General features: G+C 58.6%; 8 protein-coding genes. 7 read left to right on the top strand and 1 reads right to left on the bottom strand.

Annotated features, from left to right (window positions below; genetic code table 11):
* Positions 1 to 30 precede the first annotated feature (30 nt).
* From FBY04_RS03065 to FBY04_RS03050, 4 genes are all read left to right on the top strand, one after another.
* The gene (locus FBY04_RS03065; protein WP_145314482.1) at positions 31 to 1,134 is read left to right on the top strand and encodes a YCF48-related protein; all 1,104 of its coding nucleotides are present in this window, start codon (positions 31 to 33) and stop codon (positions 1,132 to 1,134) included.
* 52 nt (positions 1,135 to 1,186) lie between these two features.
* Complete coding sequence (locus FBY04_RS03060) at positions 1,187 to 3,610, top strand: RND family transporter (RefSeq protein ID WP_145314481.1); 2,424 nt, start codon at positions 1,187 to 1,189, stop codon at positions 3,608 to 3,610.
* A gap of 103 nt (positions 3,611 to 3,713) precedes the next feature.
* A complete protein-coding gene (locus FBY04_RS03055; RefSeq protein ID WP_256666738.1) occupies positions 3,714 to 3,956 on the top strand; it encodes a hypothetical protein in 243 nt (80 codons plus the stop codon).
* Positions 3,957 to 4,158: 202 nt separating this feature from the next.
* Positions 4,159 to 6,285, top strand: coding sequence for a TonB-dependent siderophore receptor (locus FBY04_RS03050; RefSeq protein WP_145314480.1), 2,127 nt, complete (start codon positions 4,159 to 4,161; stop codon positions 6,283 to 6,285).
* A gap of 1,258 nt (positions 6,286 to 7,543) precedes the next feature.
* On the opposite strand, the gene FBY04_RS03040 is transcribed toward FBY04_RS03050, so the two are convergent.
* On the bottom strand, positions 7,544 to 8,473 hold the full coding sequence (locus tag FBY04_RS03040; protein ID WP_145314478.1) for a universal stress protein: 930 nt from the start codon (positions 8,471 to 8,473) through the stop codon (positions 7,544 to 7,546).
* A 276-nt stretch (positions 8,474 to 8,749) separates the two neighbouring features.
* Here FBY04_RS03040 and FBY04_RS03035 point away from each other — a divergent pair, with 276 nt between their 5' ends.
* The 3 genes from FBY04_RS03035 (at position 8,750) to FBY04_RS03025 (ending at position 12,141) form a co-directional block, all read left to right on the top strand.
* Positions 8,750 to 9,823 carry an NAD(P)-dependent alcohol dehydrogenase gene (locus FBY04_RS03035; protein WP_145314477.1) on the top strand — a complete coding sequence of 358 codons (1,074 nt, stop codon included), beginning with the start codon at positions 8,750 to 8,752 and terminating at the stop codon, positions 9,821 to 9,823.
* Between the two features lie 54 nt (positions 9,824 to 9,877).
* On the top strand, positions 9,878 to 11,116 hold the full coding sequence (locus FBY04_RS03030; protein WP_145314476.1) for a DUF4010 domain-containing protein: 1,239 nt from the start codon (positions 9,878 to 9,880) through the stop codon (positions 11,114 to 11,116).
* A gap of 101 nt (positions 11,117 to 11,217) precedes the next feature.
* A complete protein-coding gene (locus tag FBY04_RS03025) occupies positions 11,218 to 12,141 on the top strand; it encodes a universal stress protein (protein WP_145314475.1) in 924 nt (307 codons plus the stop codon).
* Positions 12,142 to 12,154: the final 13 nt, after the last annotated feature.

The following is a 12,154-nucleotide window of genomic DNA, read 5'->3' as shown; positions in this document are numbered from 1 at the left end:
CGCGAGCGATTTTCCAAGCGGGATAAAGACATGAACGTTGAAAAAATCTTTGCGAGTTTTCGCCTGCGATGGGGTGTCTGCGCCCTGGCGTTGTGTCTGTTGGCGAGCACGTCCATGGCTGCGCAAGCCGCGACGTTCGCGGTGCTGCAGCAGCCGGCGTTGCTGACCGCCAAGGCCCCGCGCGCGGTATTGCTCGGGTTGGCCCGGGCCGGGGAGCGTTTGGTGGCGGTCGGAGAGCGGGGCATCGTGCTGCTCTCGGACGACTCGGGGAAAAGTTGGCGCCAGGCCAGTGTGCCGGTCAGCGTCAGCTTGACGGAGGTGCAATTCGTCGATGCCGAGCAGGGTTGGGCGGTCGGTCATCTGGGTGTGGTGTTGCACAGCGAGGACGGCGGTGAAACCTGGCACAAGCAACTCGACGGCGAAGGTGCTGCCAAGTTGGCAGTGCAGGCAGCGCAGCGTGATGCCGATCAGTCGGATGGCGCCAGCAACCTGGAACAGGCACGGCATCTGCTGAGCGACGGACCGGACAAGCCGTTTCTCGACCTGTACTTCAGTGACCGGCTGCATGGCTACATCGTGGGTGCCTACAACCAGATCTACCGCACTGACGACGGCGGGCAAAACTGGCAACCCTGGATGCAGCATGTGGCCAATCCGCAGGGCCTCAACCTGTATGGCATCCGTGCCTCGGGCAATGACCTGCTGCTGGTGGGGGAGCGCGGTTTGCTGTTGCGTTCGAGCGATGCCGGGCATTCGTTCCAGGCCTTGAAATCACCTTATGAAGGCAGCTTTTTCGGTTTGCTTGGCACCCGCAGCGGCGCCTTGATTGCCTATGGATTGCGCGGCAACGCCTGGTGGTCCGATGACCGTGGCAACCGTTGGCGGCGCCTCGACACCGGCGTCGACTCAACGCTTGCGACCGCCATCGAACTGCGTGACGGCAGCCTGCTAATGGTCAGCCAGAGCGGTGAATTTTTGTTCAGCCATGACCAGGGCCGCAGCTTCGACAAACGTCAGAGCCGCAGCGGCGCGACGGTCGCGGCCCTGCAGCAGGCGGCCGACGGCAGTCTGGCCAGCGTCGGTTTGAGTGGCGTGGCCGCTGACCAGGATCCGCGGGCGTCCGGCAAACCTTGAAACTTCACGGTGTAGCGCTATCGGGCCGAGGCCCGTGCAACAGGAGTCAGACTTGAAAGACGACAAAACCCAAACCGTGATCGGCCGCCTGGAAGACTTTGACCAGGCTTCGGGCAACTTCGCCGAGCGAGCGATTTTCAACCATCGACCGCTGATGATCCTGCTGTGTCTGTTGGTGACTCTGCTGCTCGGTTGGCAAGCAACGCGCATCGGCATCAACGCCAGTTATGAGAAGACCATCCCGACTGGACACCCTTATGTCGCCAACTTCCTGGCAAATCGCAGCGAGTTGAGTGGCCTGGGCAACTCGTTGCGGATCGCCGTGGAGGTCAAGCAGGGCAATATATTCAGCAAGGACTACCTCGACACCCTGGCCAGGCTCAACGATGAGCTCTACCTGCTGCCGGGCGTCGATCGGCCTTATATGAAGTCGTTATGGACCCCGACCACGCGCTGGACCGCAGTGACAGAGGAGGGCCTCGATGGCGGTACGGTGATCCCCGACGACTACGATGGCTCTGCCGCCAGCATCGAACAAGTGCGGACCAACGTCGCCCGTTCTGGCGAGGTCGGCCAGTTGGTGGCCGGCAACTTCAAGTCCAGTGTGATCTTCGTGCCCTTGCTCGAAATCAGTCCGCAGACGGGCAAAGCCCTGGACTACGGCGAGTTTTCCCGGCAACTGGAAGCCCTGCGGGACAAGTACCAGACCGATGATCTGCGAATTCACATCACCGGTTTCACCAAAATTGTCGGTGATCTGATCGAGGGGTTGACCCAGGTACTGCTGTTTTTCGTGGTGGCGGTACTGGTGACTGTGGTGGTGCTCTATGGCTACACCCGTTGCGCACGCAGCACCTTGGTGGTGGTGACGTGTTCGCTGGTGGCGGTGCTCTGGCAGCTCGGTCTGCTCGCCATCCTCGGTTATGAGCTGGACCCTTATTCGGCGCTGGTGCCGTTTCTGGTGTTCGCCATCGGCATGAGTCATGGCGCGCAAAAGATGAACGGCATCATGCAGGACGTCGGTCGCGGCACCCATCGGGTGGTGGCCGCGCGTTATACCTTTCGCCGATTGTTTGCCGCCGGCATGACCGCGTTGCTCTGCGATGCGGTGGGCTTCGCGGTGTTGCTGCTGATCAATATTCGGGTGATTCAGGACCTGGCGATCACCGCCAGCCTCGGCGTGGCGGTGCTGATCTTCACCAACCTGATTCTGCTGCCGATCCTGCTCAGCTATATCGGTGTCAGCCCGGCAGCGGCACAACGCAGCCTGAGTTCGGAAACCGCCGAGCTGCAGGCGCAGATCAAGCATCCGTTGTGGCGTTTTCTCGATCTGTTCACCCAGCGGCGCTGGGCCATTGGCGCCATGCTGGGCGGCCTGCTTCTGGCCGCGTTCGGTTTTGCCGTGAGCCTGCACCTGAAAATTGGTGATCTTGATCCCGGCGCACCGGAGCTGCGCGCCGACTCGCGCTACAACCGCGATGCGCTGTTCATGACCCGCAACTATGCGGCCAGCTCGGATATTTTCGTGGTCATGATCAAGACCCCGGAAGATCAGTGCACGCGCTACGCCAGCCTGTCTGCGGTAGATGCGCTGGCCTGGCAGCTGGAGCAACTACCGGGTGTGGAGTCGACCACCTCCATGGCGGCGCTGAGCAAGATCGCCACGGTGGGTTACAACGAAGGTAACTTCAGATGGTATGAGCTGATTCCCAATGACGGCGCGTTGGGTGCGGTGCAGACCCGAGCGCCGCGGGAGCTGTTCAATCAAGGTTGCTCGATGCTGTCGCTGTACGTTTACCTGGCCGATCACAAGGCAGATACCTTAAATCGGGTAGTGGAGGCCAGCGAGAAATTTATCGCTGAGCATCAGGTGCCAGAGGTCAAATTCATGTTGGCCGCCGGCAGTGCCGGGATCGAAGCCGCGACCAACATCGTGGTGAAAAAATCCATGAACGAGATGCTGTTCTGGGTTTACGGTGCGGTCAGCCTGTTATGCCTGCTGACCTTCCGCAGTTGGCGCGCTACCCTCTGTGCAATGCTGCCGCTTCTGCTCACCTCGATTCTTTGCGAGGCGCTGATGGTGAGTCTGGGCATGGGCGTGAAAGTCGCGACACTGCCGGTGATCGCACTCGGCGTGGGTATCGGCGTTGACTACGCGCTCTATGTGTTGAGCGTGATCCTGGCTCGAATGCGTGCCGGCGATACCCTGGCCCAAGCGTATTACCAGTCGTTGCTGTTCACCGGCAAAGTGGTCTTGCTGACCGGCATGACACTGGCGGTCGCGGTGTCGACCTGGGCTTTGTCACCGATCAAGTTCCAGGCGGACATGGGCATCCTGCTGGCCTTCATGTTCCTGGTGAACATGCTCGGCGCGTTGATCCTGCTGCCGGCACTGGCCTGGCTGCTGCTGCCGCAGAAGGTCTTCGCAAAAAAGCCTGAAACGAGTCTGCTTGCGCAGTTAGTCAAGGAGAGCTGAAGGGCTCGGCAAGGAGGCACTCCGCGACAACGCCCCGGGTAAATCCGCAGCGAGAACTGCCGCGACCCAGGCGCCAACGGCTGGCGAGTATGAGAACGAAGGCATGGGCTATTCGATTCTTGCCCACGCCGCAGTCCAGGAGGATATCGCCAATGGCATTCTGGTGGGGCATGCCATTGAGAGACCCGGCATCCGGTCTACCGTTTCGCTCACTACGCTCAGGGAGCGCAGAAACAGTCGCCTGGCGTTGAGTTGGGAAAAAATTCTGTTGGAAACTTTAGAAGAGCTTGTGACGGTTGGAGCCTGGAAGGAGGCCGCTCTTTGGCTTGGTAGAGAGGGCGCGTGAGAGAGCATCACGTAAGCATCGCAGCGAAAATTCAGTGGATGGCGCACCGCTCGTTTCGCCCATTCTCCGAATGACGTGATGAGTTGTTCATGTGCACTAATGGGAATAAGTATTAATTGCGAATGGTTTTGTATAGCATGCACGGGTCTTTATTGGCGTTTTTACCCTGTGCATTGGCCTATTCGTAAAGGTTTCCCTCTCCATGCGTCGAACCCTGTTTTCCATTTGTGTACTGCAAGCGTTGTCGTCTTCCTCATGGGCTGAACAAACGGATGTAGCCCCCTCAACGCTTGAGCTGGACGCAACCGATGTTGTCGGTACCGCGAATTACGAAAGGGCGGACGGGCCGGTTCAGGGTTATCGGGCAACGCGCTCGGCCAGCGCCACGCGTACCGACACGTCGATCCATGAAACCCCGCAATCGATCAGTGTAGTCTCGAAGGATGCGGTCGAGGATCTCGGAGCGACCCGTTTGCAGGAAGCACTGGACTACGCCGGGGGCGTGGGGCGGGCGAACAATTTCGGTGGGCAGGGCCTGACCACGTTTACCGTTCGTGGCTTCACCACTGGCGAGTTTTACCGCAACGGTTTTCCGATCAACCGCGGCTACCCGAACATGCCGGATGCCAACACCATCGAGCGACTCGAAGTGCTGCGCGGCCCGGCAACCATGCTCTACGGTCGGGGTGATCCTGGCGGGACGTTTAACGTAGTTTCCAAACAGCCGCTACCCGAGCGCACCGTCACCTTGGGCAGTCAATTGAACGATCAGGGCATGAAGCGCGGCACGCTGGACGCTTCCGGCCCGCTCGACGAAGAAGGCCGCCTGGCTTATCGACTGAACGTAGTGGGCGAGGGCGGCGACACCTTCCGCGATCACGTCGAAACCGAGCGCTACGGAATCACTCCTGTGCTGACGTGGCAGGCAACCGATGCGACCAAGCTCATTTTCGAAGGCGATTTCATGCGCAACAACGCGCCTCTGGATCGTGGCGTTACGCGTTACGCCAAACAGATTGGCACCGCCTCCCGAGACAGCTTTTTCGGCGAAAAAGACGTTGGCAAATTGCACAACGACAACAACATGGCGCAATTGCGTTTCGAGCACATGCTCAATGACGACTGGACGCTGGGAGGCGGCTTCCAGTGGCTTGATGGTTCGCTCAAGGGCAACGCGGTCGAGGCCAACGGTATTGCCGATGACGGCCGCACCTTGGGGCGCAACTTCAACTATCGCAAGCTGGAATGGACCGATAAGGACACCCAACTCAATTTGACCGGCCATTTCGATACCGCTGGTTTGCAGCACACTTTGCTCACCGGTATCGAGTACGAAGATTACGACTACAAGTCGATCATTCAACGCTCCAGCGGTGCTGTCGGCGCGTACCCGATCGACATCTTCGATCCGGTGTACGGCCAGCCGCGTCCGGCGCTGACTCGAACGCCGACTCATGACAAGGAAAACCTCAAGACGTATGCCGCGTTCGTGCAGGATCAGGTGGCACTGACCGACAAACTGAAAGTGCTGGCAGGGGCGCGTTTCGAACGTTTCGAACATGACTACGAAACCTACGTGCCGGGCGGCAAGAGCTGGCAGGCCAGTGACAACGCGGTGACCCCGCGCATTGGCGTGACCTACGATTTGACCGAGACATTAGCGGTCTACGCCGACACCGCGCGATCGTTCAAGCCCAACACCGGGGCAAGCCGTCTCGGCGGTGGGTTTGCGCCGGAGAAGGGCAAGTCTTACGAAATGGGTATCAAGTGGGAAGCACTGGATGAGCAGTTGAGTGTCGATGCGGCGATCTATCAGATCGAGAAACGTAACGTTTTGACCACCGATCCCGTTGATTCGACCTTCAGCGTTGCTGCCGGTGAAGTGAGCAGCCGCGGTTTCGACGTCAACGTCGCCGGTAACATCACTCCCGAATGGCGCGTGATCGGCGGCTACGCCTATGTCGATGCAGTGGTGACCAAAGATAACGTGCTGCGCTCTGGCACTCGCCTGCTAAACATCCCGAAAAACAGCTTCAGTCTGCTCAATATGTATGAGTTCCAGGACGGTACCCTCAAGGGGCTCGGCCTGGGCAGCGGACTCAAGTACGTCGACGAGCGCGCTGGGCAAACCGCCAACACCGCGTTTTCGATGGGCAGCTACACCGTCGTTGACTTGCTCAGCTTCTACAAGATCAATGACAAGGTGCGGCTCAATCTCGACGTGAAAAACCTGTTTGATCGCGATTACGAAGAAGGTGCGTTCGGCAACGTATACGCCTATCCGGGTGCGCCACGAACCGTGCAAGTCGGTATTTCCTACACCTTGTAACGCGCCTTGCTGGCGCACGCTGCGCTTGCTCGATGAGGTCGGATACGCCGCTCTCTATCGTCATGAGTATTCCGGTCCATGTGTCTGGATCTGGCCCTGTCGAGCGATCAATATGTCGAAATCAGACTTAAACATGCAGTGAGCAGGTTATATGGATTGAAGACGAGTCCCGTACGGTTGCGCATAAATTTGTCGCCGTGTGGTCGTAGTCCCACTGGAGCTGGGTGTTCGTGCCCCAGGCCGATATAACCGGTCGCTTAGGGCGCCAGTTAAAGCTGTCGGAGGATAGTCGATGAAAGTTCGATACTGGTAAGAAATGGCGAATCAACCAGATCCCGAGTCATGCATGTTGCACCGTGAGGTGCAGGGTGAAGCGTTGACAGGGGAAACCGATAGGCCAGCCATTGAGCTGCGTAATCAGGAATCCAGGATGCCGATGCTGTTAAGCGAAGCAGAAGGCAATTCGGAGCATGGCGTTAACCGGCCAGCAGATTGCCAGGTTTTCACACTGTCTGTACTGAGCGGCGTTTTTGTTTGCGCGTAGTGTGTTGGGCTGCGTCGAAAGAGAGATCACAACCTCTGTTTCCGTTCCGGCGCTTCCTGCGGAAGCTGCCTCTAAACCCGTTCTTTAGGCCTGTAGGTGTAGGCAAGAGACCATTCGAAAAGTTAGCCGCTGGTCGAAAAGCAATACTTCATCCAGGGTGTGGGCTGAAGTGTGGGCTGGCAGGTTTTTTCTAAAAGCCAGAAACGACAAAGCCCTGAAAAATCAGAGCTCTGTCGTATATAAGATGGCGGAGGCGATGACATCTCTTATTGTGTCCCAAGTCCACCAAATCATCCTGGCGTATCAAGGTATCAATGAGCTTGTCGCCTAACAGGTTCCAACTGCGACCCGCTTCTGTTTCATGCGGTGCTCTACTGCGTTCCAGTCGTACCATTGGAAAAGTCCACTTACCGAAGGGCCCCTTTCGCGTGGATGACCACACTCGAATTTTCCATGGCGATTACTCGGTGGAAACCGGTAGCAACGCTCATTATTGAGTCTGCTCGCAGACTGAGGGTACACATAGAGGTAGAAAAATTTTCGACGTGAAAATTTCCCTTTATTTTCAATAACAATGAGAAAGGTTCGATTCCGGCTTCGGCACCATCTAAAAATCAAGGGTTTGCGGGCGAAAGCTGATGCAAACCCTTGTTCGTTTCTGACTCGCAATAGGGATTGGGTCGCCATTCACTTGGCCTCCCGGACCAACTCGCTTTATTCCTCAATCAATTCCTGCGGTGCAACCACCCAGACGCTGCACGGCATCTTGTACAGCAAGTGTTCCACCGTACTGCCGACCAACCTGTCCAAAACACGATGCCCGACCCGGCCCATGACAATCATGTCGATGTCATAAGCGGCTGCGTAGCTGGAAAGTACCTTGGCCGGGTTGCCCATGATCATGTGTTGGCGCTCCGGCGGGATACCGTTGCGCTCCGACAGTTCGCGGAAGGCATCAGCCTGTGCATCGAACAGGGTTTTGGCTTTGCTGGAAGAGAAAAACGTCGAGCCATCGCGGAAACCGAATTCGTCAGAGCTGATGGATGAAAGGTCATGGGCATAGATAACGTCGAGTTCTGCATGACAGGTGCTCGCCAGTTTTGCGGCGTCTTGCAGAATTCTGTCATTGAAGCCCTCGTACTGCCCATCGCGATGGAAAGGGTCGACGGCAGCGACAATCTTGCGCGGCAGGACATGGCGCATATGGCTGACAAAATGCAAAGGCACCGGGCATTCACGCAGCAGATGAATATCCAGCGGAGTAAACATCAGGCGCGACAGGAGCGATTCGTGTTCCAGTGCCTTGATCAGTGCAGCCATGGGTTGTTCTTTGAGATGGATGAGGATTTCCTGCAAGGGACGCTCCACCCAGACCACTTCAGTGGTGACGTGTACCCCGATTTTGCGCAACGGACGGGCCTGGTCTTCCAGCCATTGGCGATGGCGTTCAACGTACCCGAGCCGCATCTGTTCCAGCGCCTGTCCATTGACCATCCCAGCGGTCGCCAGCCCTTCGAGATAGTCGAACGCCACGATGTGCAGCGCCGCATCTGACGCTTTTGCCAGCGCGGCGGCCCGGTCGAAAGCGGGGCTGTTTTCCATCAAGGGCGAGGCGACCAACATGAAACGCGTTTGATCAGACATGACAATTCTCCCGCAGGTAATCGTGCAAATGCTTGCTCCAATGACGCCGGTGCAATGGGGAAGTGAAGCTTTGCAACAATCATGCGGCTGGCCGGGGAGGCGGGCTTGATCTTTGTCAAACGCAAGGGGCAGCGACAATGCCGCCCGACGTACGGTTATCCGCGCTGCGTTCAGTGACGACATTGTTGACCATTATCAACCTTTCGTCCGTCACCCCGGCGCAGTCTTGGCTTCGTGCTGAACTCTTGCGCACATCGAACAAAATAAGGGATCACCATGGCGACCATGAAAGCGGCAGTTTTCGTTGAAAAAAACCGGATCGTGCTGGAGGACAAACCCGTCCCCGAAGTCGGGCCGCTGGATGCACTGATCCGCATCACCACCACGACCATTTGCGGTACCGACGTGCACATCTTGCGCGGCGAGTATCCGGTGGCCAAAGGGCTGACTATGGGTCATGAGCCGGTAGGTGTCATCGAACGGCTGGGCTCGCAGGTGCGTGGCTTTGTCGAGGGGCAGCGAGTCATTGCCGGCGCCATCACGCCCAGCGGGCAAAGTTACGCGTGCCTGTGCGGCTGCGGCTCGCAGGATGGCCCGGACACCCGCCATGGCTTTCGCGCCACGGGCGGCTGGAAATTCGGCAACATCATTGATGGCTGCCAGGCCGAGTACGTGCTGGTGCCGGACGCGATTGCCAATTTGTGCCCCATCCCGGATGGCCTCAGCGATGAGCAGGTGCTGATGTGCCCGGACATCATGTCCACCGGTTTTTCCGGGGCGGAGCGTGGCGAGGTGAGCATCGGCGATACCGTTGCCGTGTTTGCCCTCGGGCCAATCGGCCTCTGCGCAGTGGCCGGTGCACGTCTCAAGGGCGCGACCACCATTATTGGCGTTGATGCCGTGGCGGAGCGGATGAGCGTTGCGCGGCAGTTAGGCGCGACCCACGTGGTCAATTTCAAGGACGGCAACGTCGTCGAGCAAATCATGGCCCTGACCGAAGGCCGTGGTGTCGATGTGTCTATCGAGGCGCCGGGCACTCAAGGGACTTTCGAGTCCGCACTGCGGGTGTTGCGCCCGGGCGGCCGGTTGTCCAGCCTTGGCGTTTATTCAAGTGATCTGCGCATTCCTCTCGATGCCTTCGCCGCAGGATTGGGTGACTACAGCATCGTCACCACCCTGTGCCCCGGTGGCAAGGAACGCATGCGCCGCTTGATGGCGGTGGTGAACAGCGGCGGTGTGGACCTGTCTCCCCTGGTGACTCACCGTTTCAAACTCGACGACATTGAAGCGGCCTATGAGTTATTTGCTCACCAACGGGACGGTGTGATGAAGGTGGCGATTACGCCGTGAGGGTGTGTGGGGATTTTTGTCCGGGAAGGCGAGGCCTGCGCAGATGACAAACCCATGAATGAAACCCTCGGCATGACGGGAGCAGCGGCGGCGTTGGGAATCGGCATGCTCATTGGACTTGAGCGCGAGCGGCACAAAGGGAAAGGAGAAAGCCGTGCCTGTGCCGGGTTGCGCACGTTTGCCATTACCGCGCTGTTGGGCTACGTAGCAATGCAGGTCGGTGGCGGTCTGCTGGTAGGCATCGTGGCGATCACGCTGGGGTTGCTGGTCACCGTGGCGTACTGGCGCAACCTGAGTGATGACCCGGGCGTGACCAGCGAAGTCGCATTGCTCACGGTGTTGGTCCTGGGGGCACTGTGTAGCACTGCGCCCGAACTGGCCATTGCCATTGCCGTGGTGATGACGGGATTGTTGACGTATCGACAGAAGCTGCACCACTTTGCCCGCAGCCAATTGACTGATGCAGAGATGCGCGACGGTCTGGTCCTGCTGACTGCCGCACTGGTGGTGTTGCCGCTGGTGCCTGATCGCTTTATCGGTCCCTATGCCGCCATCAATCTGCGCACCATTTGCACCCTTACGGTATTGCTCATGGTGGTGGGGGCGGTGGGACATATTGCTGTTCGTACGCTGGGCACCCGGTATGGCTATGCGATCAGCGCCATCGCCTCCGGATTTGCGTCGAGCACCGTGACCATTGCCGTTATGGGCCATATTGCCGCCAAGGATCCGGACAATATCAAGGTCATTAGCGCAGCGGCGTTATTGTCCAACCTCGCTACCGTCACCCAGGTCGGCCTGATCCTGGGAACGGTCGATACCGATCTGTTGCGTCACATCTGGGGCCCGCTGTTGTTTGGTGCCGTCGCCACGGCGCTGTATGGCCTGTGCTTGATGTTTCCAAGGCCATCAATTGGCGCGAGCCAACCGATCAAGGTGGGTGGCGCGTTCAATCTCAAGCTGGCCCTGCTCGTCACCTTGACCATGACGGGGATCACTTTCCTGTCGTCGGTGATGCTTAGCCACTACGGCGAAGTGGGGGTGATGCTGACGGCGATCTTTACCGGTTTCGCCGATGCCCATTCCTCGACAGCGTCGATTGCCACATTAGCCAAGTCGGGCCAGTTGCCGTTCGACGCCATTGCCGTCCCTACGCTGATCGCCGTCAGCAGTAACTCGCTGAGCAAATGCCTGGTGGCCTGGGTCAGTGGCGGGCGACGGTTCGCCGCTTATCTCATCCCGGGGCAGGTGTTGCTGACGGCGGCGATGTGGGCCGGCATCTTGCTGCTCTGAGGTACATCTCGCGTTGGGCTGATAAAGATCAAGTCGACTGAATCGGGACCGCGCAATCTGTATGCCTACGCTATCCAGAAGGCCTTATGCCGAGGTGTCCCATGTCACAGACTCAGCGCTTATTGTTAATAGCTCCTTCAGCCATGACCCGTACACCGGCGTTCGACCGGGCTGCCGCATTGGCTCGGGCGATGCAAATGCCATTGCATATCGTGGCATTCGATTATTCGCAGGCACTGGCGGTGGCCGGCTTGTTCGCTCCCGAACAAATGAGCCTTGCACGTGACGGCTATCTGCAAACCCACCGGCACTGGCTCACGGAACAGGCCGGGTTGATGAGCAAGCACGGCGTGGAGGTCACCAGCGAAGTGGTGTGGGTGCAGCACCCTTATGAGGAAATCCTGCACTTCGTCAACGAGATGCCGCTGGCGCTGATCATCAAGGATGCGCAGGAAGAGTCGGCGCTCAAGCGAGTGTTTTTCACGCCGCTGGATTGGCAATTGCTGCGCGATTGTCCGGTGCCGGTGCATCTGGTGACCAACGCCCTCAACCCACGCCCGCGCAACGTGCTGGCCATCGTCGATGTGCTGCGCAACGAAGACCAGGACCTGGTGTTCAACGACCAGATCATCGATGCCGCGACCAAACTGGCCGAGGTATGTGACGCCCGGCTTGAGCTGTTGCATGCCTATGACTGGACGGCCGTGTATGCCAAAGACATTGGCTTTGGCGCGCTGCCGATGGCCGTTGGTATTTATGAAAGCCTGGGCTCGGCGCAGCACGAGGCGTTTGCGGCATTGGCCGAACGCCACGGTGTGCCACCGGAATGCCGGCACCTCATCGAGGGCATACCGCTGAACAGTATTTGTGAGTTCGCCGCCGAGCATCACACCGATGTCATCGTGATGGGGACGGTGCAACACAAGGGACTTAACAAACTACTGGGAACCACGGCCGAGCAGCTGTTACAGCAGGCGCCGTGCAGTGTGCTGGCGATCAAGCCGGGCCGGATGCTGCAGTCCTGAAGGTGGATCGCCC

The sequence above is a fragment of the Pseudomonas sp. SJZ080 genome, assembly GCF_007828295.1.
GTDB lineage: Bacteria > Pseudomonadota > Gammaproteobacteria > Pseudomonadales > Pseudomonadaceae > Aquipseudomonas > Aquipseudomonas migulae_A.
The sequence above is the reverse complement of the archived record's forward strand: the minus strand, read 5'-3'. Positions and strand labels throughout refer to the sequence as shown.